This window comes from Brevibacterium sp. CBA3109 (assembly GCF_040256645.1).
In the GTDB taxonomy this organism is placed as follows: Bacteria; Actinomycetota; Actinomycetes; order Actinomycetales; family Brevibacteriaceae; genus Brevibacterium; species Brevibacterium koreense.
Genome location: NZ_CP158281.1, coordinates 846181 through 872657, shown reverse-complemented (window position 1 = coordinate 872657; position 26477 = coordinate 846181). Strand labels below are relative to the sequence as shown.

The following is a 26477-nucleotide window of genomic DNA, read 5'->3' as shown; positions in this document are numbered from 1 at the left end:
CGATGCATTAAGACCGCCATTTATCGTTGAAGCTCACAAGTCAAAGTATGAAAGGCGCAAATAGACTACCTCGCGCATTTCGGGTCGCTAGAATCGGAATCCGGATTTGTACTTTTGGTGCTTAAAGCTGTGCGCAACAAGTGCTTGTTTCGTGTTGACGCTTTCATAGGCAGCAGGTGCCTGTTTTCAGGCAGGCACAGAGCGTGCAACACGCGTGCCGCCAGCCAAACTGCTTGTTGCGCCTCGTCAAAGGCTAGATCCCTTGTGTTCCTGTTCCCGTGAACGATGTCGCTCCGAGCGTCGTACAAGTCCTTGACATGTTGCTCCAACTGAACTCGCTGAGCATCTGCATTGCCTTCTAGTAAATACGAAATAACGGTAGCGAGATTCTGCGTGAGTTTTTCCGTTCCCGATCCAGGGCTGAGAAGAGACTCGATCGCAATGAAAGCATCCACCAGTTTGTCTGTAGGATGCATCCGATTGCCAGCAGCTTGCAACAAGCGTCGCACCGGAAGAATAATGTGATGCGCTTTGGAGAGCAATGGAAAAAGGACTTCATGCTCGCCTACTACTCGAGCGACATCATCCTTGCCCACCTCGACGTCGGGTTGAGGGTGGTTCGTTTCAAGTACTGTCGCTCCCCAGATTTCCGTTGACGCAGGAGAGCGTGGTGAAAAGAATCTCGTGAAATATCTGGTGGTCGCAATTCCTCGCTGGGGGCCTGTGCCGAGGTAAATTGCGAGGCGTATCAGGTTCAGTTTTTCCTCGACTAATTCAGTTACGCGAGAATTGATGGCAGTTTGAGGATCCCAAGAGCAGGAAAGAAGTTTCGTCGGAATCTCAAGAGTGACTGTATGAGTGCCACTGCCTACGTTCCCGAGAAAATGGGAATCTAAAGCGGTCGTCTTGCGAAGCGAATGACCGCCGTGAAAAACCACTCCATCAAATCCGTCCATAGGCAGGCCGCCGAGGCCGATCAAGACAGGGAAGCTCACCTCTTCCCCACGAGCCAAACTTCGATAGCGCTGGACAGTCTCCACTACCTTCTCCCAGAAACTCCAGAAGTCCCAAGGCAACTGCCGAGCTGCCAGCCTCACTGCCGATACAAGCAACATTTGCTCGATCACCAGGCCAACAGTTGTGGAGACCATACCCGGAGGATCAAAAGAAAGCTGCCAATCGGACGACACGAACGAAGGAGATCTTACTGCCTGCTCCCGATTCGGACTCGGAAACAACCGGGAAAGCGCCTCGTCCTTCAAAAATGCAGCCGCAACCTCCTCCTGGTGGTTGCTACTTTGATTCCGAAAGCCCGTTGAGATACCCATTCTGCGGATCGAGTCATGCCAACCGCAAAGAAGCGTGACTGCTGGCCAGTGAATACTTGCGTACGTAAACATCTCGCCGAGAAACTCATCGTCAGTGATCGGCGATCGCGGCAATACTCCTCCGGCCTTTAGCCGCAACTCTGTAGCCCGAGCGACGTTGCGGTCGTAGCGCGGCAAGTAATGAGCCAGCGCGTTGTATGACACGTCGGCCTCGATGAGGTCGTCGAAAGAGGGCTCAACAGCGACCTGGAAAAGCTCCTCGACCAACTCAGCCGGTTGTCTAGCGAACAACTCAGGGGTCACTGACTGCCCGTCGAGCGCGAATATGTACTGGAGGAATGGATCACCATAAGCACGACGTAGCTGATTGCACCTTCGGGCTGACTCGCTTTCCATGAACTGAGTATAACCATGAAATGCGGCGAGCTTTCAGGTGTAGCGCCACGCACTCGAGCTGCCTCTCAATCCACCAGAGGCCGTTCAACAATGACGTCGAAAGTCGAAAGGCACCTGGAACTATCGCAGCTAGAATTCCTGTCGCATGTGACGCAGGTGCTGGAACTTGCTAGTTGTCTCATAACCCTAGGATTATGAGGCGTCTCGTCGACCGCACGGACCACTTCGGCGGCGCCAAGTGAAGCTTGTGAACTTTTCGGGCTTTGCCGGTCGGGCGCCCGATTCTCATAACTATGTCTTGTAACCAGCTGGGTAGTTTGGTGTACTCACCGTTAGTTGTGAGACACATCGAAACACACCACTGCCTCGCAGGAACGGGAGCCTCACAACCCGAGTTCGATTGAGCACTCAGTAACCTTATCGACGGCGATACTCGCACCACCACTCATCCCAACTGACTGAGACGGTCAACGCAGGACATGCTCGCCGGGTCTCTGACATTCAGATCCGCAATGCGACCCATTTGGTCGAGAGCGGAGAACCGGCGGCGCAGCTAGCGCGTGATCGCGGAATATCGCGGGTGACTTTCTATCGGTGAAGCTCGCATAGCCTGAGGCGTCCGACCCCGGCGAACTCAACTCACTGCAGTGCCGAGGTCAGTCTCATCACGGACTCGAGGTAGCGTCGGATCAGGGGCCGCTGTTCCCATTCCTCGAGGGAGAGCTCACGGCTGGCACGCTCGTAGTCGGCCACCACCTCGGTGATGTCATCGACGAGGTCTCCCCCGGTCGTCAGCAGGCTGATCTCGTAGTTGAGGCCGAAGGAGCGCATGTCCATATTCGACGATCCCATCACCGCGTACTCGTCATCGACGACGAAGCACTTCGTGTGCAGCACCTGTGGCTTCGGGTAGAGGAAGATGCGCACACCTGCCTCAAGCAGTGACCTGTAATAGGAGGACTGGGCGTAGTCGACCATGAACTGATCGGCCTTCTCGCTGACGTAGAGCTCGACGTCGACCCCGCGCCGAGCTGCGGTGATGACAGCGGCCAGCAGAGACTCGTCGGGGACGAAGTACGGGCTGACGATCGCCAGCCGAGTCTGCGCCAGATACATCAGTGAGGTGAAGACCTTGAGGTTCGGTTCGGTGGTGAAGCCGGGGCCCGAGGGAACGAGCTGCATGGCACTCGTCGCCCCGCCCACATCGGCTTCATGGAATTCACCGTCGTAGGTCCTGATCCCCAGGGCCTCTCCGCTTTCGGAGTACCAGTCGGTGGCGAACACGGCTTCGACAGCGGCGACGATGGGTCCGCTGAGTTCGACCATGATGTCGTGCCAATGCCGACCGATGGCCACGTTCTTCTTCTGCAGATACGAGGAATCGATCATGTTCTGCGAGCCCATCATCGCCTTCTTCCCGTCGACGACGAGCAGCTTTCGGTGATTGCGCAGATCGATGCGCCGCAGCTTGGCGCGCCAAGGGATGAAGGGAAGCATCAGGTGCCACTGGATGCCGACCTTGGTCAGGCGTCTGCCCAGGCGGTGGAAGCCGGGATATTTCCGGGAGCCGATGTGGTCGAAGAGAACCTTGACCTTCACCCCGCGTGCCGCGGCCCGTTCGAGCGCACGGAAGAACACGTCGGTCGTGGAGTCCCAGGCCATGATGTAGATCTCGACATGCACGTATTCGCGGGCCTCATCGACGAGCTCGGCCATCCGCTCGATGCTGGCCTCATAGTCGGAGATGACACCGTGGCTGTTGCCGGTGACCATCGGCAGCGCGGTGAGCCGGCGGCCAAGCTGCGCGATCGACACGAATTCTCGCGGAGCCTGCAGGGACGGGGGCACATCGGGCAGTTCGTCGGCGCCTTCGTGCAGGAGTTCATCGGCATCGGCTTGGATCCGGGCCCGACGGTGGTTGATGTAGGGGCTGCCGAGCATGAGGAACAGCGGAATGCCGACGATCGGAACGAACAGGATCAGCAGCAGCCAGGCCGATGATGACGAGGGCCTGCGGTTCTCCGGGACGACGCCGATGGCGATGATCTTCACCAGGTATTCGGCGACGATCCAGCTCACACCGAGGATGGCGCCCACGACGCTGAGATCCAACTGCACACTCCCTGTATTCGGCTGGCCTTCTGCCCCACATTAGCCGAGTCCGCAGGGGCCGATGAAAACACCGCCCGCCGAGGCGGCCCGACCGTCCATACGAACCGGCGGGCCACCTCGGTGGGCGGTGTGACTGTGGCTGAGCTCAGATGCCGAGTTCGCGGGCGATGAGCATGAGTTGAACCTCGGTGGTGCCCTCCCCGACTTCGAGGATCTTCGAGTCGCGGTAGTGGCGGGCGACGAGGTATTCGTTCATGAAGCCGTAGCCACCATGGATCTGAGTCGCATCGCGGGCGTTGTCCATCGCGGCCTCACCAGCGATCATCTTCGCGATCGCGGCTTCCTTCTTGAACGGCAGTCCCGCCATCATGCGAGAGGCCGCCAAGTAGTAGGCGGAGCGAGCGGCGACGACGCGGGCTTCCATCCGGGCGATCTTGAACGAGATGCCCTGGAAGTCCGCAATCGGCTTGCCGAAGGCCTGGCGTTCCTTCGCGTACTTCACGGATTCGTCGACACATCCCTGTGCGGCGCCGACGGAGAGTGCTCCAACGGCGATACGTCCCTCGTCGAGGATGCGGAGGAAGTTCGCATAGCCGCGTCCCCGCTCGCCCAGCAGGTTCTCTTCAGGCACCTGCACATTGTCGAAGGTCAGCGGGTGTGTGTCCGAGGAGTTCCAGCCGACCTTGTCATAGGCCGGCTCGGCGGTGAAGCCGGGGGTTCCCGTCGGAATCATGATGGTCGAGATCTCGGGGACCTCGCGACCGGACTTGGAGGTTCGGGTTCCGGTCACCGCTGTGGCCGTGACCAGGCGGGTGATGTCGGTGCCCGAGTTCGTGATGAAGCACTTGCCGCCGTTGACCGTCCACGTGCCGTTCTCCAGCGTCGCCTTGGTCCGCGTGCCGCCGGCATCGGAGCCGGCTTCGGGTTCGGTCAGGCCGAAGGCAGCGAGCCCGGAGGCGTCGGTGAGCCCCGGCAGCCATTCGCGCTTCTGCTCTTCGGTGCCGAAGCGGTAGATCGGCATTGCCCCCAGGGAGACTCCGGCTTCCAGCGTGATCGCCAGTGACTGGTTGACGCGGGCGATCTCTTCGATGGCCAGGGTCAGGGCGAAGTAGTCTCCGCCCATGCCGCCGTACTCTTCGTCGAAGGGCAGGCCGAAGAGGCCCATCTCGCCCATCTTCGCAACGAGTTCGTAGGGGAACTCGTGTTTGGCGTCGAGTTCGGCGGACACGGGTGCAACCTCTTCGTCGGCGAACTTTGCGACGCCAAGTCGCAGGTCTTCGTATTCTTCGGGCAGCATGCCCGGAACGAAAGCTGTCATGATTTCCTCCCCGCTGAATGCGTGGTCAGTGAACTTCTTGTGGTCAGTTGGCTGATTCTGCTGCTGTGCTTGCGTCTGTGGAGGCGTCTGCTGCGTCCGCTGCGGCTTCATCGACGACCGTCGCGAGCACTTCGTCGAGTCCGACCTGGACACCCTGGACTGCGGTGACGGTGACGATTCCCGCAGCCGGCGCGGTGAGCACGTGCTCCATCTTCATCGCTTCGACGACGACGATCGGATCACCCTGTTCAACGCGGGCTCCGGACTCGACCCGGACCTCGACGACGGAGCCGGGCATCGGGGCAAGCACCTCGGCGCCGTCAAGACCCGGGGTCAGGGACGTATCGGCCTGGGGACGGGTGAACGCGTAGACTCCGCGGTCGCTGCTGACCCAGATGCTGCGATCCCGAGCATCGGAGAACACGCGGGCCGTGTACTGAGTATCGGCGACGAGCACGTGCCAGAGGCCGCTGTCATCGATCGTGACATCGTCGACGAGAGATTCGACCGTGGCTGCCTCCCCGCCCGAGGTCAGGGAGACCCTCGCACGGAAGTCCGGACGCGAGGTCCGCCAGGCAGAGGGCCTGCCCCACGCCGAGGCGGCCGCTGAGCCTCCAGCATTGGCCAGGTTCCCTGCAGCCCCGGACAGATCCGCCGAGGCCAGTGTGCCCGTGAACTCGGTTCCAGCCTTGCCGCCGGTGACGAGCACGGCTGCGGCTGCGATCTGCCGGTCGATCTGGCTCGCGGTGTGTGCGAGCTGGTCCTCGTCGAGACGGTCGATGAGCGAGGTGTCGAGGTTACCCGAAACCACCTCGTCAAGGGTGATGAGCGTGCGCAGGAAATCAATGTTCGTCACGATCCCGGGCACCGCCGAGGCGGCAAGCGCGGCATCGAGACGGGCGATCGCGGCGCCGCGGTCCGGGGCGTGGACGATGAGTTTGGCGATCATCGGGTCGTAGTCCGAGGCGATCGTCTGCCCGGCTTCGAGCCCGGCATCGACGCGGATGCCCTCACCCTCAGGAAAGACGACATCGAGCGCACGGCCACCGGTGGGCAGGAATCCGCGGGAAGGGTCCTCCGCATAGATACGCGCCTCGATCGCATGCCCGGTCATCGTGACGTCGTCCTGGGCCAGCGTCAGCTCTTCGCCGGCACCGACACGCAGCTGGAGTTCGACGAGATCAACGCCGGTGACCTCTTCGGTGACCGGGTGCTCGACCTGCAGACGGGTGTTCATTTCCATGAAAAAGAACTCGTCGGGGCGGTCGGCGCCGACGATGAATTCGACGGTGCCCGCCCCCCGGTAGCCCACGGACTTCGCGGTCTCGCAGGCCGCCTGACCGATCCGCGCACGGGTCGCCTCATCCAGCAGTGCCGAGGGCGCTTCTTCGATGACCTTCTGATGGCGTCGCTGCAGCGAGCACTCACGTTCACCGAGGTGGATGACGTTGCCGTGCGCATCGGCCATGACCTGAACCTCGATATGACGCGGGGTCGCGACGAGGCGTTCGAGGAACAGCGTGTCGTCTCCGAAGGAGCTCGCGGCTTCACGGCGCGCGGTGTCCAGAGCCGCAGGCAGCTCGGAGGGTTCGAAGACAGCGTGCATGCCCTTGCCGCCACCACCGGCGGAGGGCTTGATGAGCACGGGGAAGCCGATGTCGGCGGCCGCTGTGACAAGCGAATCGTTGGACATGGCAGCGTCCTTGGTGCCGGGCACCAGCGGGACTCCACGCTGAGACACGGCATTTTTAGCCGTGATCTTGTCACCCATGATGCGGATGGCTTCGGCTCCGGGGCCGAGGAAGACGATTCCTTCCGCCTCACAGGCGGCGGAGAACTCGGCGTTCTCGGACAGGAACCCGTAGCCGGGGTGGATCGCCTCGGCGCCGGTGGCATTCGCTGCGGCGATGACCTTGTCGATGCGCAGGTAGGACTCGGAGGCCTGTGCCGGTCCCAGGTGCACGGCGGTGTCGGCGGCCTTGACGTGGGCGGCATGGGCGTCGGCATCGGAGTAGACAGCGACTGTTCTGATGCCCAGTCGGCGGCAGGTGCGGATGACGCGCAGTGCGATTTCGCCGCGATTGGCGATGAGTACGGTATTGAACATGGATGAGCTCACATTCTGAAAACGCCGTAGCCGCTGGCATTCAGCGGGCGTTCCATGGGTCCGAAACGGGCGAGTTCGAGTGCCAGGGACAGCACCTGACGAGTGTCGGAGGGTTCGATGATTCCATCGTCCCAGAGCCGAGCCGTCGAGTAGTACGGATTGCCCTGGGCTTCGTACTGGTCCCGGACTGGCTGCTTGAACGTGTCCTCTTCCTCGGCACTCCAGGTCTCGCCACGGCCTTCGATCTGATCGCGCTTGACCGTCGAGAGAACGCTGGCGGCCTGTTCGCCGCCCATGACGGAGATGCGTGCATTGGGCCACATCCACAGGAAGCGGGGGCTGTAGGCACGGCCGCACATCGAGTAGTTTCCGGCGCCGAAGGAGCCGCCGATGACGACGGTGAACTTGGGCACGCGGGCTGTGGCGACGGCGTTGACCATCTTTGCCCCGTGTTTGGCGATGCCGCCGGCTTCGTAGTCACGGCCCACCATGAAGCCGGAGATATTCTGCAGGAAGATCAGTGGCACGCTGCGCTGGTCGCAGAGTTCGATGAAGTGCGCGCCCTTCTGAGCGGATTCGCCGAAGAGAATGCCGTTGTTTGCCACGATGCCCACCGGGTGTCCGTCGAGGTGGGCGAAGCCGGTGATGAGGCTGGTGCCGTACTCGGCCTTGAATTCGTGGAATTCGGAACCGTCGACGAGGCGGGCGATGACTTCGTGGACATCGTAGGGAGTTCTCGAGTCGACGGGCACCACCGAGGTCAGTTCCTCGGCAGCATGGTTGGGTTCCCGGGGCTCGATGACGTCCCAGTTGGCCGCCGACTTCGGTCCCAGCGTGGAGACGATGTCACGCATGATTTCCAGGGCGTGGGAGTCATTGGCAGCGAGGTGGTCGGTGACGCCGGAGACGCGCGAGTGGAGTGCTCCTCCGCCGAGGTCCTCGGCCGAGACTTCCTCACCGGTGGCGGCCTTCACCAGGGGTGGGCCACCGAGGAAGATGGTGCCCTGTTCACTCACGATGATCGACTCATCGGCCATTGCCGGCACATAGGCACCGCCGGCAGTGCAGGAGCCGAGCACGGCCGCCAGCTGCGGGATGCCTGCGGCGGAGAGTGTGGCCTGGTTGTAGAAGATGCGGCCGAAGTGCTCCCGGTCGGGGAATACGTCGTCCTGGTTGGGGAGGTTGGCTCCGCCGGAGTCGACGAGGTAGATGCAGGGAAGGCTGTTCTCTTTCGCGACTTCCTGGGCGCGCAGATGCTTCTTCACCGTGACGGGATAATAGGTTCCGCCCTTGGCCGTGGCGTCATTGGCCACGATGACGCATTCGCGTCCGTTGACGCGGCCGATGCCCGTGATGATCCCTGCTCCGGGGCTGGCATCGTCGTACATGCCGTTGGCGGCCAGAGGCGAAAGTTCGAGGAACGCTGTGCCCGGGTCGAGGAGGCCTTCGACGCGCTCGCGCGGAAGCAGCTTGCCTCGATCGATATGGCGTTGCCTGGATTTCTCGGGTCCACCCAGGGCCGTGACCCGGATGCGTTCCCGGAGTTCAGCGATGAGTTCGGCGTGGGCATCGGCGTTCGCCTGCCCCGTCGCCGGACTGACCGCAGTTCCCACTGCTCTCATTTCACTCCCCGTTTCAGTTAATGCTTGTTAACTGAATGCTATGATACTGCTCAAAAGCCGTTGTGACAATGCGCACGATCGAATGCCGTGCCGACAGCCTCGCGCGGAGTTCGCAGAAGGGAAAGGGGATGACGGATATGGTGCCGAAGTCGGTGCTGCCGCCAGTGGCGGACGGGTTAGCGCCGGTCGCAGACGGGTCAGCGCCAGCGGCAGGGACTTCCCGGGCCGCAGCGAAGGCAGCGCGACGTGAACAGCTGCTGTCGGTGGCGAAGAATCTCTACGCCCAACATGGCTTCCACGGAGTCCGTCTCGATGACCTGGGCAAGGGTGCGGGGATCTCTGCACCGGCGGTCTATCGTCATTTCGATTCGAAGGAAGCGGTCCTCGAGGAGCTCCTCGTCGGTATCTCCCAATATCTGAACTCGGGTGGGGACGCGATCATCACGCGCCATGACAACGACTCGTCCACCTCGGCGCTCATCGAGCTCATCGACTTCCATGTCGCCTTCGCCATGAGCGAACCCGAACTCATTCGCATTCAGGACCGGGACCTGGCTGCACTGCCCGAGACCTCACGGCGCACCGTTCGTCGCCTGCAGAGAAGCTATGTCAGCCAGTGGTCTGAGGTCGTGGCGCGGGCCAATCCGGGATGGTCGCTCGATGCGGCGACCGTGCGTGTGCATGCGGTCTTCGGCATGATCAATTCGACCCCGTACCAAGCCCGACGCTCAAGCGCCGAGGTGGTCGGGGTCGAATTGCGGGCCGCCGCTCGGGCAGCACTGGGTATCGCCTGACGCCGCTCAGGGAACGATGACGAGCTTTCCTCGCGTGTGTCCTTCCGCGCTGGTGCGGAATGCTTCGGGCACCTGATCGAGGCTGAAGGTCTGAGCAACCTCGACGGTGAGTTCGCCCGAGTCGACGAGCTCGGCCACACGAGCGGTCTGCGAACCGTAGGGGCGGACCCAGATGTAGCGCCCGCCGTGTTCTGCCACCGAGGGATCTGCGACGGAGGCATGTGCCCCGCCGTCCCCCAGCACCGCGAGGGTGGTCTCGAGCATTTCTCCGACGAAGTCGACGGCCCCGTCGATCGGGCCGCCTGCGAGCTCGAGGACGCGATCACTCAGTCCGTCCCCGTAGGTGACCGGTTCGGCGCCGAGGGCGCGCAGATAGTCATGGTTAGCCTCCGAAGCGGTGCCGATGACTCGGGCGCCGAAGGACTTTGCGATCTGCACGGCGAAGCTGCCTACTCCTCCGGAGGCTCCGTGGACGAGAACGGTCTTGCCGTTGATGTCACCCAACGCTTCGAGGGTGCGCAGGGCGGTGCCACCAGCCAACGGCAGCCCGCCCGCCTGTTCCCAGCTCAGGGAGGCCGGCTTCGCGGTCACCGAATGAACAGGCACAGCCACCTTCTCGGCGAAGGTGCCGGCACCGAGGACGTCCTTGCGGGCGTAGGCGATGACCTCATCGCCGATCTGGAACTCGGGGACATCTGCGCCGAGTCCGATGACGACGCCCGCAACGTCCCAGCCTGGGGTGACGGGGAACTGGACCGGCATGATGGCGTCGAGGTGACCACCTACGAGTTTCCAGTCGACCGGATTGACTCCGGCGGCGCGGACCTCGATGAGCACGGATGCCGGCGGAACCTTCGGGTCGTCGACGTCGCGAACCGTGATGTCGCTGAAGTCATCGGTGTACTGGTCATAGACTGCTGCACGCATGTGTGAGGACCTTTCGGAGGGACGGCATGTTCGTGGCGTGGCCGACACCGGCCTGCCACAGACAGAACACGATCTCACCGACTGCTATTCCTTGAAGGTTCAACGGCACTGGGCCGGATCGGTTGATTCCGACCCGGCCCAGTGCCGTGACTGTGTCAGCAGGTTGTCCCGCCGCTGGTTCTATTCGTACGTGTTGTTCGACTTCGCCCGCTCGACGAGTGAGGCCGGAGGCGTGAACCGCTCGCCGTAGGTCGCGGCGAGTTCCCTTGCACGTTCGACGAAGCCGTTCAAGCCGCCCTCGTACTGGTTGACGTACTGCAGCACCCCACCCGTCCAGGCAGGGAACCCAATGCCGAAGATCGAACCGATGTTCGCATCCGGCACCGAGGTGAGCACACCCTCGTCGAGGCATTTGATCGTCTCGATCGCCTCGGCGAAGAGCATCCGCTCCTGCAGGTCTGCGAAGGGCTGGGTCGCCGAACCGGAGTTGTACCTTTCCCGCAGACCGGGCCACAGCTTGCCGCGCTTGCCCTCTTCGTCGTAGTCGTAGAACCCAGCGCCGTCCTTGCGGCCCGTGCGACCGGCCTCCTCGACCATCCAGTCGAAGACCACATCGGATGGGTGACTGACCCAGGTGCCGCCTTCAGCCTCGGTCGCCGCCTCCGACTCGGAGCGGATCTTCTGCGACAGCGTCAGCGTCAGCTCGTCGAGCAGCTGCAGGGCGCCGGTCGGATACCCGGCCTGAAGTGCGGCCTGCTCCACCGATGCCGGCTCCACACCCTCACCGACGGCGGCGACAGCCTCGGCGATGAAGGTTCCGATCACACGGGAGGTGAAGAATCCGCGGGAGTCGGTGACGACGATCGGGGTCTTCTTGATCTGCTGCACGAGGTCGAAGGTGCGCGCCAGAGTCTCATCCGAGGTGTTGGCACCGCGGATGATCTCGACCAGGGGCATCTTATCGGCGGGCGAGAAGAAGTGGACGCCGATGAAGTCTGAATCGCGCGTGACTCCGGTGGCCAGGTCAGTGATCGGCAGGGTCGAGGTGTTGGAACCGAGCACGGCGTCAGAGTCGACGACGTCCTGGATCTCCTGGAACACCTGCTGCTTGAGGGGCACGGATTCGAAGACGGCTTCGATGACGAAGTCGACGCCGGCGAAGTCATCAGCCGAAGCACTCGGCGTGATGCGATCGAGGACGGACTGGCTCTTCTCCGCGGTGGTCTTGCCCTTGGCCAGAGCTGATTCCTCACGCTTTCGCGCATAGGCCTTGCCCTTGTCCGCGGCCTCGATCTTGACGTCCTTGAGGACAACCTCGATTCCGGCCTTGGCTGCGGTGTAGGCGATCGCGGCGCCCATCATTCCGGCGCCGAGGACGCCGAGCTTCTTCACCTGGCGCGGTTCGAAGCCATCGGGCCGGGAACCGCCGGAGTTGATGTGGCCGAGGTCGAAGAAGAACGCTTTGATCATGTTCTTCGCTACCGGGGTGTGGGTGAGGTGGATGAAGTAGCGAGTCTCAATGGCCAACGCCGTGTCAATGTCGACGTAGGCGCCTTCGACGGCGGCAGCCATGGCCGCACGAGGTGCCGGCATCGTTGCGCCGTTGGTCTGGCGGCGCAGCAAGGCAGGCAGTGCGGGCAGCATCGCGCCCAGTGAGGGTGATGTGGGTGCTCCGCCGGGGATCTTGAATCCCTTGACATCCCAGGGCTGAGCAGCCTCGGGGTTGGCTTTGATCCAGTCCTTGGCACGCGCTTCGAGCTCTGCCACAGGCGCAAGTTCATCCACGAGACCGAGGTCCAGAGCATCGGCTGCCTTGAACTTCGTCGACGGCATGATGGCCTTCTGCAGTGCGTTCTGGAGACCGATCAGCCGCACGGTCCTGGCGACGCCGCCACCGCCGGGCAGGAGGCCCAGGGAGACTTCAGGGAATCCGACACGCAGGCTGGAGACGTCCTGCGCGGCAACACGGTGGTGCGTGGCGAGGGCGACCTCGAGGCCACCACCGAGTGCGGCACCGTTGATGGCCGCGACGACGGGCTTGCCCAGCGTCTCGAGGCGACGCATGACCGCCTTCATGTGGTTGGTCAGTGCGGCTTCGGCTTCCGAGTTCTCAGGGTCGGCTGCGCGCAGCTTATTGAGGTCTCCGCCTGCGAAGAAGGTCTTCTTCGCCGAGGTGAGGACGACGCCGGAGATGTCATCGACGTTCGCTTCGAGCCAGTCCACGATGCCCTCGAAGGCAGCCTTGAAATGGTCGTTCATCGTGTTGACCTTGGAATTCGGGTCGTCGAGGACGACGGTGACGATTCCGTCCGAGTCAGTGGAATGGGAGTAAGTCGTTTCAGTGTTCGTCATGTCAGACCCTTTCGATGATCGTCGCAATGCCCATTCCGCCGCCGATGCACAGCGTGACGAGGCCACGCTTGAGGTCACGGCGTTCGAGTTCGTCGAGGACGGTCCCGAGGATCATGGCTCCAGTGGCGCCCAACGGATGCCCCATGGCGATTGCTCCGCCGTTGACGTTGACCTTGTCATGCGGAATGTTGAGGTCCTTCATCCATTTCAAGACCACTGCAGCGAAGGCCTCGTTGAGCTCGAACAGGTCGATGTCCTCAACGGTCAGGCCCGCTTTGTCCAGCGCCTTCTGCGTCGCGGGTGTCGGACCCGTGAGCATGATGGTCGGTTCGGATCCGGTGACGGCAGTGGAGATGATGCGGGCACGCGGCTTCATATTCATCGTCTGACCCACCTCGGCGTCGCCGATGATGACGAGGCTGGCTCCGTCGACGATTCCCGACGAGTTAGCGGCGGTGTGAACGTGCTCGATCTTCTCGACCCAGTGGTACTTCTGGAGCGCGACTTCGTCGAAGCCTGCCTGCGCAGCGACCTTGGTGAAGGCCGGGGACAGCTTCGACAGCGACTCCACTGTCGAACCGGGGCGCATGTGCTCATCGGTGTCGAGCAGGGTCACCCCGTTGATGTCCTTGACCGGGACGATCGACTTCTCGAAGTAGCCGTTCTCCCAGGCGTTGGCCGCACGCTTCTGCGACTCCTCGGCGAATTCGTCGATATCGGTTCGACTGAATCCCTCGGTCGTCGCGATGAGATCGGCACTGATGCCCTGCGGCACGAAGTAGGTGTCGAAATTCGTCGTCGGGTCCTGCGCCCACGCGCCTCCGTCGGAGCCGAGGGGAACACGCGACATCGATTCGACACCGCCGGCCAGGACGAGGTTCTCGAAACCACTGCCGACCTTCTGTGCAGCAATGTTGACCGCCTCGAGCCCGGACGCGCAGAACCGGTTGACCTGAACGCCGGCGACGGATTCGTCGAGGCCTGCGACGAGCGCCGCGGTCCGAGCGATGTCTCCGCCCTGTTCGCCGACAGGCGAGACGACACCCAAGACCATGTCGTCGATCGCCTTGTCGTCGAGATCGGGATTGCGTTCGCGCAGGGCGTCGATGAGCCCTGTCACGAGATCGATTGGTTTGACGCTGTGCAGGGCTCCGCCGCGGTTCTTTCCGCGCGGCGTGCGCACTGCGTCGTAGATGTACGCTTCGCTCATCTGTTCCTCACAGTCCTAGAGAACGGCCGAGGGTCACATCCGTGACCTCAGCCGTGGATACGTCAATGACGCTCGCTCAACCTCACCGGCTGATCGATCGTTCAGTAACATTCACACCACCATTCAATACCAGTTGCCTGTGATGGTCAACACGGAAACGGCGACAGTCGGCACGTGCGCATTGGGAGTCCTGCACTGCGACAGACGCAATGCAGAAGACGGAGCGGGCTCGACGCGGGATGGGAGAATGAAGCATGCGTCGTTTTTTCGCAGTGACCTCGATCCTGGCCCGGAGAAGGACAGGCTGGATGTACTTCTGGCCGATCCTGGCATCGGCGTGCGTATATGTCATCGCACTGTCCGTCCTGGTTCCGCTCTTCGGTGTCGTCGAACGGGCAGGTGCCGATGAGGGGATCCCGACCCCTGCCCCGACCGCAGCGAAACAGCCCTCAGGCTCGCCCCCGAACTTCTCGATCGCAGTCGGCACCGACGACGAGGCGCAGGAGATGCCGGCGATCCAGAGCGCAATGACGGACTACCTGTCGTTCTCCGATGAGTTCTTCACCCGAATCGAGCAGGGCGCGATCGCTCCCGACTTCTCCACCCGTGAACGCGAGCTCTCCCCTGAGTCCGCCCGTGCCCAGGTGGAAGACGGAACTTCGGTTCTCGCAGTCCTGCTGCCGAAGAACCTCACCCCTCGAGTCATGGACGACATCGGGGCGTACTATCGCGGCGACGCCGACGCCCCGCGTTATACGATCACGGTCCTGGCCAGCCCGCAGGCCTTGAACGAAGACGAGTTCATCCTGGACCAATATCGGGACCAGGTCATCCGCCAGGCCGAAGAGCATATCTCCGAGCAGATTCGAGTCGTGGCCCGGAAGCTCGGGTGCGAGGCCGGTGGCCAACAGGACTGCCCACGTTCTCAGCAGGACGCGGAGCGCGCCTTCGAACGGCCCTTCGACATCAGGGTTGAGGATGTCAGCGGTCCACCAGCTGTCGACTACTTCAGTCAGGGATCCGATGGTGACGGTCCTCCGCCAGCTGCGCAGCCCTCTGCCCCAGCACCGAAGGTCACGGCGTCCACGCCGCACGAGTCACAGCCGTCCACGATTGCCACACTCTCTGCCATCATCACTGCGCTCGTCTTCGGTGCAGTCACTCTGGCCATGTTGTCGTCTGCAGCCATCAATCGAGCGGCAGGCCTTCAGGTCGTCATCATCGGACCATGGCGGTCGCTGTCGCCGCAGAGACCATTCCCCAGAAGAACGCTTCTGAGCCAGAAGTTCGGCTTGGCCGCCGCCGGGACCCTGGCACTGACGACGGTTGCCGGCATCAGCTCGATCTGGCCGGGGAGGAACATCGTGGACAGCCTCGGCGCCTACCCGAGTCTGCGGATGATCGCGATCATCGGATCCCTGTGTCTGGTCTGCCTGACTGTGGCTGTCGTGGTCCTCGCCGTGACCGATACCCTGGGGGTGCTGGCCGGAGCCGCAGTCGCCGTCGGCGCGATTGCCGGGGGAACTGTCTGGACTGCTGTGGCGAGTCTTCTCGATCCGAGCTACTCGGGCCTGTGGGCCAAGGCTCAGGTGCTCATCGGTGGGAACAGGCAGACCGTTGTCGAGCTGGGGCCGACAGTCGTCGTTCTGCTGTTCATCCTTGTCGCGTCTTTGCTCGGAAGCCTCACCGCGACCGGCGCCTTCGACCGGAGATTCAGCACTCAGATCAATCGATCATAGGCCGAACCGAGCCGGCGCAAGAGAGAACCCCTGTGCCGGTGTGTTTTCACCGGGCACAGGGGTTCTTTGCCGAGCCGCCTGGGAGAATCGAACTCCCGACCTATTCATTACGAGTGAATCGCTCTACCGACTGAGCTAAGGCGGCAACCGACCTAACTTTAGCCAAAACCAGGACTCCTGGTCAAAAGGAGCATGACTGAAGTCTGAGTAGGTAACACAGCTCACATATGCTGGACCCTATAGACCAATCCTTGCGCATCTCAGAAGACACATGAGAACCGCTGAGCTGGTCGGCCCTCAGGTCGCCGAACTTCCCAACATCGGTGCCGTACTCGATCGTTGGCAGTCCGACGATGGACCTCTCCACCACCACACGGGAGACCTGGGCTGGTATTCACTGAGAGGCGCAGAAGCAACAGCCCAGGCGCTGCGGGTCTGGCGGCGCCAGGACAGGATCCTCGCAATTGGATTGCTTGACAGTGAGGACCTTCTGCGCCTGTCCGTTGATCCGGATCTCAACCATGACGACTCTTTGGCGCCACAGATCGAATCAGACATCGACTCATCGAACCGCACCGTCCTGGAGACGAACAGCACTGTCTTAGGGTCCGAAACGGCAATTGTCGAAGCTCGGGGAGCAACCCGCCTCCGCGATCGGCTGACAGAGCCAGGATGCTGGGGCGCGGACGAGCCCTGGCGATCGCTGCGGCAAGAAGCCTACAGCAACCGGGATCGCCATGAGCATCAGTCTGTGCAGAGAGCTCGAACAAGGGTGCTGTCGCGGCCTATTCGTCCGCTGGCTACATTCCCCGCACTCAAGTGAGGGATCTTCGCCGAGTCAGTTGAAGGTTCGCTGTCGTCACGTCTGACTGGCAGCTCACCCGTTAACCTGGTGACGACAGACTTTCCAAGAGAGAAATGGGTGACGCACGTGGGCGAGTTCGACTCGAAGGACTTCATGAGTGATTTCAAGGCGCTCATAGAATGTGAGTCGTTCTCCCAGGATCCCGAATCACTGGCTCGCAGCGCTCAGCTCGTCTCCCGGATCGGCACCGGCCTGCTGGGGGCGGCTCCGCACATCATCGAAACCGATTCGCACCCCCACGTGCTGTGGCGCTTCGGCACCGGGCCTCGCAAGGTCGTGCTCATCGGTCATCATGACACAGTGTGGCCGACCGGTACGCTCGCCGAGTTTCCCTATTCGGTTGCCGACGGTGTCGTGCGCGGGCCGGGCGCCGACGATATGAAGGGCGGTCTGCTCATCGCTCTCTATGCGATGGCGCGCCTGCGTGACGAGCGCGGCAACCTCGACGGCGTCAGCATCCTCATAACCGGAGACGAAGAGCTCGGCTCCCCCGGCTCACGCCAGATCATCGAAGACGAAGCCCGTGGAGCCAAGGCGGCGTTGGTCTTCGAAAGCGGCGCGCCCGATGGAGGGGTGAAGATCGCCCGCAAAGGCGTCGCCATCTACTCACTCGAAGTCACTGGTTTGGCCGCCCATGCGGGCGTGGAACCGGAGAAGGGCATCAACGCCACAATCGAGGTAGCCAACCAGGTGGTCAAAATTGCGGAGCTGCATGACCCGTCCGTGGGAACTTCGGTTGTGCCGACCCTCATGCACAGCGGTTCAACGACGAACACCGTGCCTGCCAAGGCCGTTGTGGGTGTTGACTCCCGAGCCGCCTCGGTGACAGAGCAGGAACGCATCGACGCGATCCTCAGCACTCTCTCCCCCACTGTGGCCGGGGCGAAGGTCGACGTCCGAGGCGGAATCAACCGGGCCCCGCTGGAGGAGAAGATGGCGATGGGTCTCTACGCTCGAGCCCAGCGTCTGAGCGCTCACCTGGGGCACCCACCATTGCGGTCGGTCGCCGTCGGCGGTGGATCGGACGGCAACTTCACAGCCGGAGTCGGAACTCCGACCATTGACGGACTCGGCACTGTGGGCGGCGGCTCGCACGCAAGAACCGAGCATGCCCTGCAGCTGTGGATCCCTCGCCGGGTCGAGCTCACCACCGCACTGGTCGGCGAGCTTCTGGCCGAAGATGAACCTCCTGCTCAGGACTGAATTTCACAGCGCCCCGGTGCGGTCCTCGAGCAGCCAGGGGTTCGACAGCAGCACGAACGCCGATTCGACAATGAGCACGGGCGACATGTTCGTCTGCAGCCGTCGTCTCGCCTGGGTGATGGCGTCAATGCGCAGCAGAGTCGTGTCGGGTCCGTCCCTGTTCGCCTGCTCGGCGATGAGATCGACTTCGCCGGCGTTGATCCACCCGTCGCGGATCCCCAACTGGTGCATGAGGATGTCGCGGTAGAGGCTCATGAGTTCGAGGAAGATCCGATCGAGTTCATCGTTGCGGGCGCGCACCGACCGTCGCTTCTGCTCCTCTTCGAGCTTCCTGATCTGAGATCTCGCCGAGGGTGGAATGGACTTCTCGGATTCGATGCCCAAAGTCGCCATGAGATCGCTGCGTTCCGAAGCATTGCGTTCCTCGACACGAGACTTTGCGGTCTCCGCGGCTTCGTCGACGATGCGTCCCGCCAAACGGATGGTTGCCCCGACGGAGGTCAGCTTGCCCGGGATCGCGAGGATCTGTTTGCGCTCCTCACCTGCGGACTCGTTGAGCGCCATGTACTTGGCCCGGCCGATGTGGTTCTGCGCCACGGCTGCTGCCCACTTTGCTCGGTCCTCATCGACGTGGTCTCGTTCGATGAGGAGCTGCGCCACGGCATCGCGAGAGGGAATGCGCAGACGAACTGGACGGCACCGAGAACGGATCGTGGTGAGCACATCGATGGGGCTTGGCGCGCACAGCAGCCACACCGTGGCTGGGGGTGGCTCCTCTATGGCCTTGAGCAGGACGTTGGCCGTCCGCTCGCTCATCCTGTCTGCGTCTTCGATGATGACGACTCGCCACGGGGAGTTGACTGGAGCTGACTGTGCTCTCGACACCAGTTCCCGCACTTCGTCAATGGCGATCACCGATTTCTGAGTCGACATGATCGTCAACGATTCGTGATGCCCCTTGAGCACGCGCGCGGTGACACCGTTGGGGTCTTCACCGCCGGAGATCAGTGCCGCAGCGAAGGCTCGTGCTGCATTGGACCGGCCGGACCCCGGAGGCCCGGTGAATAGCCAGGCATGGGTCATCGCACCCGGCGATTGGAGAGCGTACCTGAGCTGGGTGATGACGTCGTCCTGGCCGACGAGCTCATTGAAGACGCTCACTCAGTGACCTTCCGGGTTGTTGAAGCGCTGATGGTTGCGTTCTCGCTGCTTGCGCAGCCGCTCGCGTGCCTGACGTTCGATCTCCGCCTGGGCCTGCAGTCGCTCTCGACTCATCTGTCGGGGGCTGCGCACGGGCAGAACTGTTGTCTCTGCATTCTCGCCCCCGCTCTCGGTGCGGGGCCTGTCTCCCGTGCGGGGATCATCGTCGCTGCGATTCTCGACCTGCTTGACGACACGAGTCTGCGCTTCTTCCGAAGAACGTGTCTCGATCACGTCTGTCGGGACACCGTCATCATCGTCGTCGTCATTGTCCTGCACTGTTGCGCTCGGGGTGAAACCGCGGGCCGGCAGGACCGTTGTGGCAGCTTCTTCCTCGGACTCAGGTTCGGCCCCATCGACTGGTACTTGCCCGCTGGCCGACTGGTCATCGCTGCCCGGCTGGTCATCGCTGGCAGGCTGGTCATCACTGACAGCCTTGCCTTGGGTCTCCGACTGATCCAGCTCACCTGGTTGGCGCAGATCAGCGCCGAGGTCAACTCTCTCCGTCTCCACTCCGTCATTGCGCTCTTCGGATTCCCGACGCCCCCCAGCCTCTAGGACGAACCGTTCACCCGACAACGGGACGAACCGGACCCCGGGCTCGGGAGTGAAATCCTCATCGTCGGCTGTTGAGGCGTTCTCGATCAATTCTTCGTCTCGCGACTGCGCAGACTGCGCCTCGTCTGATTCCTCGGACGGATTGCCCACGACGGCCTCGGAGGGCTGACTTGCAGCCACCTCGGCGCCGGTTGACACACCGGTGGCGACACCTGCATCGGGGGCGGACGCACTGCCCGCCTGCCGCGGCAAACGGGTGCGGATGGAGGTGAGGATTCCGTCGGTCAGTTCATCCTCGGATACCGATGCGTCGAGGACGACGTAGCGGTCGGGCTCTTTGTGTGCACGTGTCAGGTAGGTCTGCCGGACCCGCTGGTGGAACTGCTGGTTCTCCTCGTCGAGGTAGTTGTTCTCGCCGCGTGCGCCCATCCGCGCTGCGGCGATCTCGGGATCGATGTCAAGGACGATCGTCAGGTGCGGGACGAGACCCTGAGTCGCCCATTTGCTCAGCGCCAGGATCGTCTTCGGGTCGAAGTTGCGGCCAGCGGCCTGGTAGGCGATCGTCGAATCGATGTATCTGTCGGTGATGACGATGTTTCCAGCGTCGAGGCTCGGATCTACCAAAGAGGCCACGTGGTGGGCGCGGTCGGCAGCGAAGAGCAGCGCCTCGGTGCGAGGGCTGGGCGGTTCGGAGTCGAAGAGGACAGAACGGATCTGTCGCCCCAGCTCGGTTCCACCTGGTTCGCGCGTGGCTTCGACGTTGTGGCCCTCATCGGCGAGAATCCGTGAGATCCGCTTGATCTGTGTACTCTTGCCCGAACCGTCACCGCCCTCAATGGCGATGAAGAATCCGGCTCCCAGCCGTTCCACGGAGTTTCCGATGCCGTCGTTCGCTCCGTTCTCGAGGGTGCTGGGAGGACGGAATCCGTGCACGATGTCAACGGACAGGCCTTGTAGGCCGTGTGGGTCGAAGATGAAGAGTCCGATGATGCCGGCGACCAGAGCGGCCAAACCCATGATTCCGAACGCAACGTCGCTGGGGGCCAACAGCCATTCCATGGCCGAACCGACAGGGACGGCGATGCCGAGGTCGATGGAGTTGAGGATGAGGGCGACAACTGCACCGCCGACTGCCCCGACCCGCCGCGAGAAGTCGTAGGGCTGTGAACGCACGCCGACTCCGACGAGGAAGGCGATGACTGCGGACAGAACGACCTTGCCGGAGAGCTCATTGATGGCTCCCGTAGCGATCAGCAGAATTCCTGACACGGCCAACGCGAACGCAGAGACACGCGGCCTCGACATTCCGGGAGCGAAGGTGGGCCCCATCTCGAATCCGATGGCCCAACCCACCAAGCACGACGCAATCATGAGGGCGAAGCCCGCTTGACCGAAGCTGTGTTCGACAGCGGTCGGCTGCGCGAGGATGACTGTGGTTCCCAGCACCGCGAACAGTGCGATGCAGACCCACGGTGTCTTGATGGTCGCGGCAGGTCTGGCCACGCGAGCCTTGATCGCGGGGAATGCGCCAGTTGTCGCTGATTCGGCGTGGAGAGCGCGCTCAGGAGTGAGGAAGATGATCACGGCGCCGACGGCCATGGCGACGCCCACCAGGAGACTCATCCACCCCAGAGCCTGAGTGCCAGCGACGGAACCACCGATGATCTGGAAGGCGAAGGAGACGAAGACGAGGACCGCCGCAGGAATGCCGACCCTACGCCACGGCTTCTCGTTCGAGAAGGGATTGATGCTCAGCAGAAGGCCGACGACGGCTCCGAGGAACAGTGCGGTGACCCAGGTCAGCCAGGCGCTCGGCGCGAGGCTGAGGACGATGAGAAGCCCTGCCTCGACGAAAGCAGCAATGCTGAGTGCGAGTTTGCGGGCGGCTGGGCCCCTGCTCGCCAAGATCTTCTGCGGAATGAACAGTCCGGCCCCGGCGAGAACGAAGACGATGAGAAGCGACAGGCTCCCCAGCTGATTGTCGAAGTCTCCCGCACCGAGACTGTCGGCCGTTGCAGTAAAGGCCCTCCCGCCGATCGTGGCGAAGAATCCGCTGGTGCCCGCCACGACATAGCTGATCGCCACAAGTACGATCAGTGCGCCCCAGGCAGCGGTCTCGGCAACCAACCGGCCAGGGGCTCCGGGAAGTCGATGTCCTGTAGTCGTCAACATACTCACAGACCTACAATATCTGCCGCGACTGACATATCTCTTGGAACCGACCGGATCTCTTTGCCCAGATGCCTGATCCTCTACTCTTGATTGCGTGCACACAACGAATACCGCTATGTCAGCAGTAGCGACCACCGGACTGGGCCCGATCGAGGAACTCGCCTTCGCCAGAGTCCTCCTCGACTCGGTCAAGCATGGCAGCCGCGGGGCGACGCTGCGGATGTACCGGCCCGCACCGACGGTGGCATTCGGGGCCAGGGATCGTTTCCTCCCCGGGTTCCCGACAGCCATCGAAGCAGCCCGAGATCACGGTTTCACTCCAGCTCTGCGCAGCCTCGGTGGGCGAGCCGCCGCCTATCATCGGGGATCGCTGGTCATCGACCACATCGAACCCAGTGATGCGTTCATCAAGGACACGACCGCCAGGTTCACCGGGTTCGGGCAGGACTACGTCGAAGTGCTGCGAAGCATCGGGGTCGACGCCCGCCTCGGCGAGATTCCCGGGGAGTACTGTCCCGGTGAGCACAGCGTCAACGTGGCCGGTCGGATCAAAGCGATCGGAACCGCACAGCGGGTGGTCTCGGGGGCGTGGCTGTTCTCGTCATCTGTGATCGTCGAGGACCCTGATCCCATCCGTGCCGTCCTCACCGACGTCGAGGCTGCTCTGGGCATCGAGTGGGACCCGACCACGGGAGGCGCGATCAGTGAAGCTCACCCCGAGATCACGACCGACACCGTCGCCGAGGCGTTCGCCTCCTACTATGCCCACGCCGATCCGCACACTCCCGGTGAGCCCACCGCTGACGAACTCGCGGCGCTGCCGGACAAGTCCGGCACCCACGTGCTGTAACACCCCCTGCATTGTGACACCCTCCGTGCCATGACAACCCTGCACTGCGACACCGAAGCGATTGGAGACCATCACCTCATGAATGTGCGCGAGGCGACACACAACGACCTGCCGGACATTCTCCGACTGGTCCAGGCTCTGGCCGTGTACGAAATGGAACCCGAAGCGGTCGAAGCCACCGAAGACGACTTCGCTGCAGTGATGTTCCCAGACGATGGGCATCCGAACACCTACGGGCTCGTCGCCGAGGTGGAAGGGCAGATCATCGGTATCGCGATCTGGTTCCACTCGTTCTCCACCTGGACGGGAAAGAACGGGATCTGGCTCGAGGATCTGTTCGTCGACCCCGATCATCGCGGCGACGGGGCGGGCAAAGCCCTGCTGGGGCGATTGGCTCAGATCTGCCAGGAACGGGGTCTGACCCGACTCGAGTGGTGCGTCCTCAAGTGGAACGAGCCCTCCATCGGGTTCTACCGCTCACTGGGTGCGAAGGCTCAGGACGAGTGGGAGACCTTCCGTCTCGACGGTGAAGCCTTGGACTCATTTGCCGCCGAATCGGAAGAGCACGAGTCGAGAGGCTGACAGGTTTCACCTATCTGATTTCTGTCGCCGCGACGTCACCAGCCCGAGTTGCCGCCAGCGGGAGTTGAGGAAGAAATGGGCCGATTCTCCGTCTAGATATCGTCCCAAAACTTCCACAACTCGGTGTACTGCTGACACTTGCAACGCCCAACGCCCAAACGACCCACCGTCTAGACGAGGAGGGGCCGCGCGGCCTCAGGGAGTCTTCGGCTTGGCCGCCGTTGTCTTCTTCGCCGCGGTCGTCGACTTAGCGGTTGTCTTCTTCGCCGCGGTCGTGTTCTTTGCCGCTGTGGTTGTCGACTTCGATGCCGTAGTCGACTTGGCAGCAGTCTTCGCCGGAGCCTTCGCCGCAGTTGTCTTCGCCGTGGTCTTCTTCGCAGCCGTGGTCTTCTTCGCAGCCGTGGTCTTCGCCGCAGTTGTCTTCTTGGCAGGAGCCTTCTTCGCCGGCGCCTTCTTCTTAGCCGGTCCCTTCGCACGCTTCTCGGCCAGGAGCTCGGCGGCACGGTCGATGGTCATCGACTCGACGGTGTCGTCCTTGCGCAAGGTCGCGTTGAACTCGCCGTCGGTGACGTAGGGACCGAAGCGACCGTCCTTGACGACGACCGGATTCTTCGAAATGGGGTCTTCGCCCAGTTCCTTCAGCGGTGCTGCCGCTTGGCGACCGCCGCGCTGTTTCGGCTGGGCGTAGATCTTCAGTGCCTCGTCCAAGGTGATGTTGAAGATCTGATCTTCCTCGGTCAACGACCGTGAGTCAGTGCCCTTCTTCAGATACGGGCCGTAGCGGCCGTTCTGGGCGGTGATGTCGGTGCCCTCTTCATCCTGGCCGACGACTCGGGGAAGGCTGAGCAGTGTCAGTGCAGTCTCGAGGTCGATCGAGTTCAAGTCCATGGACTTGAACAGGGAGCCGGTGCGAGGCTTCGGTTTCTTCGCTCCGCGCTTGGGCTTCTCTTCGGGCTCGGGCAGGATCTCGGAGACATAGGGACCGAATCGCCCGTTCTTCGCCACGATCGTGTGTCCGGTCTCGGGATCGACACCGAGTTCACGGTCGCCATCACCCTGCGATTCGATGAGTTCAGCAGCCTTGGCTGCGGTCAACTCATCGGGGGCCAGATCTTCGGGCACAGACACACGTTTCGGGTCCGCGCCCTCTTCAGAGGCCGGAACCTCGAGGTACGGGCCGTAGCGACCCACACGCAGATTCACGCCTTCGCTGATGACAACGGTGTTGACCTCGCGGGCATCGATGTCGCCGAGGTCGTCGACGACTTCCTTAAGTCCTTCGCGGTCCTGGGACTTGTCGCCGAAGTAGAAGCGAGCCAACCACGCCTTGCGGTCTTCCTCGCCCATGGCGATACGGTCGAGCTCGGACTCCAGGTCTGCGGTGAACGCGTAGTCGACGAGCCTGGTGAAGTGCTCTTCGAGGAGGCGGACGACAGAGAACGCCAACCAGCTGGGAACCAGGGCATTGCCGCGAGTGGTGACATAGCCGCGGTCCTGGATCACGGAGATCGTGGCTGCATACGTCGAGGGTCGGCCGATGCCGAGCTCTTCGAGCTGCTTCACCAGGCTGGCTTCTGTGAAGCGTGGCGGTGGAGCCGTCGTGTGACCGTCGGCTTCGGCCTTGACCACGGACAGGGCCTGACCTTCGTCGACCTGCGGCAGGCGTGACTCACCGGATTTCGTGTCGTAGCGTCCGGCGTCGGTGCCCTCTTCGTAGGCAGCGAGGAATCCGCGGAAGGTGATGACGGTGCCGCTGGCACTGAAGCCGGCCTCATGACCGTCAGCAAGGTCAGCACGGACTTTGATCGTTGCTGTCTTGCCCTTGGCATCGGCCATCTGGCTGGCGACGGTGCGCTTCCAGATCAGGTCGTAGAGACGGAATTCGTCGCCGCTGAGTGACTTCGAGACCTGGGCCGGTGTGCGGAAGGAGTCACCGGAGGGACGGATCGCCTCGTGGGCCTCCTGCGCCGACTTCTGCTTACCCGAGTAGGAGCGAGGCGACTGCGGGACGAATTCGGGACCGTAGAGTTCGGTCACCTGTTTCCGTGCCGCGGAGATCGCCTGGCCCGACAGTGCGGAGGAGTCGGTACGCATATAGGTGATGTAGCCGTGTTCGTACAGCGATTGGGCGGTGCGCATGGCCTGTCGGGCGCTCATGCGCAGCTTGCGCCCGGCTTCCTGCTGCAGGGTCGAGGTCGTGAACGGAGCAGCCGGTTTGCGTGAGTACGGCTTCGATTCGACGGCCGTGACCGTCAGCGCGTTCTTCGCGGTGCCGTTGAGCTGTGTCGCCAGCTCCTCGGCCTTGGCTTGGTCGACGACGGTGGCCGAGGAGTTCTTCAGCTCACCCTTGTCATTGAAGTCGCGGCCCGAGGCCACACGAGAGCCATCGAGGGTCGTGAGGTTCGCGGCGAATGCGCTGCTGCCATCGGGCAGCCCCAGGTCGACATCGAGGTCCCAGTAATCGGCGGAGACGAAGGCCATGCGTTCGCGTTCGCGTTCGACAACGAGACGTGTCGCCACAGACTGGACACGACCGGCAGAGAGTCCGGCACGGATCTTGCGCCACAGGACGGGCGAGATCTCGTAGCCGTAGAGGCGGTCGAGGATGCGGCGAGTCTCCTGTGCGTCGACGAGGGCGACGTCGATCTCGCGGGTGTTCTCCAAAGCCCGTTCGATGGCTTCAGGGGTGATCTCGTGGAAGACCATGCGCTTGACGGGGATCTTCGGCTTGAGGACTTCGAGAAGGTGCCAGGCAATTGCCTCACCTTCGCGGTCCTCATCTGTTGCGAGATAGAGTTCGTCGGCGTCTTTGAGAAGACGCTTGAGTTCAGTGACCTTCTTCTTCTTGCCCGGGTCGACGCGGTAGTAGGGATCGAAATTGTTGTCGACGTCGACAGCGAACTTTCCGTATGGCCCCTTCTTCATGTCTGCCGGGAGTTCGGACGGGGTGGGAAGGTCACGGATGTGGCCGACCGACGCCTCAACGTCGTAACCCTCTCCGAGGTACCCAACGATCGTTCGCGCCTTCGTCGGGGACTCGACGATGACGAGACGGCGGGGCTGCTTCTCGGTTGTGGTCACGCTTTCACATTCCTCTCACGGCGCCGGTTGATCGAATAAACGGACGATCCGGCCCAATGTA

General features: G+C 62.5%; 18 protein-coding genes and 1 tRNA gene. 7 read left to right on the top strand and 12 right to left on the bottom strand.

Features of this window, described 5'->3' with window-relative positions:
• Positions 1 to 65: 65 nt before the first annotated feature.
• Positions 66 to 1724 (bottom strand): hypothetical protein, encoded by a 1659-nt coding sequence (locus tag AAFP32_RS03935; protein ID WP_350270723.1) that lies wholly within the window; start codon positions 1722 to 1724, stop codon positions 66 to 68.
• A 523-nt stretch (positions 1725 to 2247) separates the two neighbouring features.
• Here AAFP32_RS03935 and AAFP32_RS03930 point away from each other — a divergent pair.
• The gene (locus AAFP32_RS03930; RefSeq protein WP_350271449.1) at positions 2248 to 2322 is read left to right on the top strand and encodes a helix-turn-helix domain-containing protein; all 75 of its coding nucleotides are present in this window, start codon (positions 2248 to 2250) and stop codon (positions 2320 to 2322) included.
• A 41-nt stretch (positions 2323 to 2363) separates the two neighbouring features.
• On the opposite strand, the gene cls is transcribed toward AAFP32_RS03930, so the two are convergent.
• The 4 genes from cls to AAFP32_RS03910 all read right to left on the bottom strand — a co-directional run bounded on the left by cls (position 2364) and on the right by AAFP32_RS03910 (position 8883).
• On the bottom strand, positions 2364 to 3842 hold the full coding sequence (gene cls / locus AAFP32_RS03925; RefSeq protein ID WP_350270722.1) for a cardiolipin synthase: 1479 nt from the start codon (positions 3840 to 3842) through the stop codon (positions 2364 to 2366).
• A gap of 139 nt (positions 3843 to 3981) precedes the next feature.
• Positions 3982 to 5154 carry an acyl-CoA dehydrogenase family protein gene (locus AAFP32_RS03920; protein WP_101642339.1) on the bottom strand — a complete coding sequence of 391 codons (1173 nt, stop codon included), beginning with the start codon at positions 5152 to 5154 and terminating at the stop codon, positions 3982 to 3984.
• Between the two features lie 43 nt (positions 5155 to 5197).
• Positions 5198 to 7261: an acetyl-CoA carboxylase biotin carboxylase subunit gene (locus AAFP32_RS03915; protein WP_350270721.1), complete on the bottom strand. Its 2064-nt coding sequence runs from the start codon at positions 7259 to 7261 to the stop codon at positions 5198 to 5200.
• 8 nt (positions 7262 to 7269) lie between these two features.
• Positions 7270 to 8883 carry a carboxyl transferase domain-containing protein gene (locus AAFP32_RS03910; RefSeq protein WP_101642336.1) on the bottom strand — a complete coding sequence of 538 codons (1614 nt, stop codon included), beginning with the start codon at positions 8881 to 8883 and terminating at the stop codon, positions 7270 to 7272.
• A gap of 137 nt (positions 8884 to 9020) precedes the next feature.
• Here AAFP32_RS03910 and AAFP32_RS03905 point away from each other — a divergent pair, with 137 nt between their 5' ends.
• Complete coding sequence (locus AAFP32_RS03905) at positions 9021 to 9677, top strand: TetR/AcrR family transcriptional regulator (protein WP_420883389.1); 657 nt, start codon at positions 9021 to 9023, stop codon at positions 9675 to 9677.
• Positions 9678 to 9683: 6 nt separating this feature from the next.
• Here AAFP32_RS03905 and AAFP32_RS03900 read toward each other — a convergent pair whose 3' ends face one another.
• The 3 genes from AAFP32_RS03900 to AAFP32_RS03890 form a co-directional block, all read right to left on the bottom strand.
• The gene (locus AAFP32_RS03900; protein WP_350270719.1) at positions 9684 to 10604 is read right to left on the bottom strand and encodes an NADP-dependent oxidoreductase; all 921 of its coding nucleotides are present in this window, start codon (positions 10602 to 10604) and stop codon (positions 9684 to 9686) included.
• Between the two features lie 180 nt (positions 10605 to 10784).
• Positions 10785 to 12956: a 3-hydroxyacyl-CoA dehydrogenase NAD-binding domain-containing protein gene (locus AAFP32_RS03895; protein ID WP_350270718.1), complete on the bottom strand. Its 2172-nt coding sequence runs from the start codon at positions 12954 to 12956 to the stop codon at positions 10785 to 10787.
• 1 nt (position 12957) lies between these two features.
• Complete coding sequence (locus tag AAFP32_RS03890) at positions 12958 to 14166, bottom strand: acetyl-CoA C-acetyltransferase (RefSeq protein WP_350270717.1); 1209 nt, start codon at positions 14164 to 14166, stop codon at positions 12958 to 12960.
• A 254-nt stretch (positions 14167 to 14420) separates the two neighbouring features.
• Between AAFP32_RS03890 and AAFP32_RS03885 the strand changes: the two genes are divergently transcribed.
• Positions 14421 to 15905, top strand: a complete 1485-nt coding sequence (locus AAFP32_RS03885) for a hypothetical protein (RefSeq protein ID WP_350270716.1) — start codon at positions 14421 to 14423, stop codon at positions 15903 to 15905.
• 72 nt (positions 15906 to 15977) lie between these two features.
• On the opposite strand, the gene AAFP32_RS03880 is transcribed toward AAFP32_RS03885, so the two are convergent.
• A tRNA-Thr gene (locus AAFP32_RS03880) sits at positions 15978 to 16050 on the bottom strand.
• 126 nt (positions 16051 to 16176) lie between these two features.
• On the opposite strand from AAFP32_RS03880, the gene AAFP32_RS03875 reads away from it, so the two are divergent.
• Positions 16177 to 16728 (top strand): hypothetical protein, encoded by a 552-nt coding sequence (locus AAFP32_RS03875; protein WP_219618654.1) that lies wholly within the window; start codon positions 16177 to 16179, stop codon positions 16726 to 16728.
• 135 nt (positions 16729 to 16863) lie between these two features.
• Positions 16864 to 17973, top strand: coding sequence for a M20/M25/M40 family metallo-hydrolase (locus AAFP32_RS03870; RefSeq protein ID WP_350270715.1), 1110 nt, complete (start codon positions 16864 to 16866; stop codon positions 17971 to 17973).
• 3 nt (positions 17974 to 17976) lie between these two features.
• Here the strand turns inward: AAFP32_RS03870 and AAFP32_RS03865 are convergent, their stop codons facing one another.
• Positions 17977 to 19134: a DNA polymerase III subunit delta' gene (locus AAFP32_RS03865; RefSeq protein WP_101642238.1), complete on the bottom strand. Its 1158-nt coding sequence runs from the start codon at positions 19132 to 19134 to the stop codon at positions 17977 to 17979.
• A complete protein-coding gene (tmk, locus tag AAFP32_RS03860) occupies positions 19135 to 21903 on the bottom strand; it encodes a dTMP kinase (protein ID WP_350270714.1) in 2769 nt (922 codons plus the stop codon).
• Positions 21904 to 22018: 115 nt separating this feature from the next.
• Between tmk and AAFP32_RS03855 the strand changes: the two genes are divergently transcribed.
• Both AAFP32_RS03855 and AAFP32_RS03850 read left to right on the top strand, forming a co-directional pair.
• On the top strand, positions 22019 to 22753 hold the full coding sequence (locus tag AAFP32_RS03855) for a lipoate--protein ligase family protein (protein ID WP_350270713.1): 735 nt from the start codon (positions 22019 to 22021) through the stop codon (positions 22751 to 22753).
• A 30-nt stretch (positions 22754 to 22783) separates the two neighbouring features.
• The gene (locus tag AAFP32_RS03850) at positions 22784 to 23335 is read left to right on the top strand and encodes a GNAT family N-acetyltransferase (protein WP_420883383.1); all 552 of its coding nucleotides are present in this window, start codon (positions 22784 to 22786) and stop codon (positions 23333 to 23335) included.
• A gap of 195 nt (positions 23336 to 23530) precedes the next feature.
• Here the strand turns inward: AAFP32_RS03850 and topA are convergent, their stop codons facing one another.
• The gene (topA, locus tag AAFP32_RS03845) at positions 23531 to 26416 is read right to left on the bottom strand and encodes a type I DNA topoisomerase (RefSeq protein WP_350270712.1); all 2886 of its coding nucleotides are present in this window, start codon (positions 26414 to 26416) and stop codon (positions 23531 to 23533) included.
• Positions 26417 to 26477 lie beyond the last annotated feature (61 nt).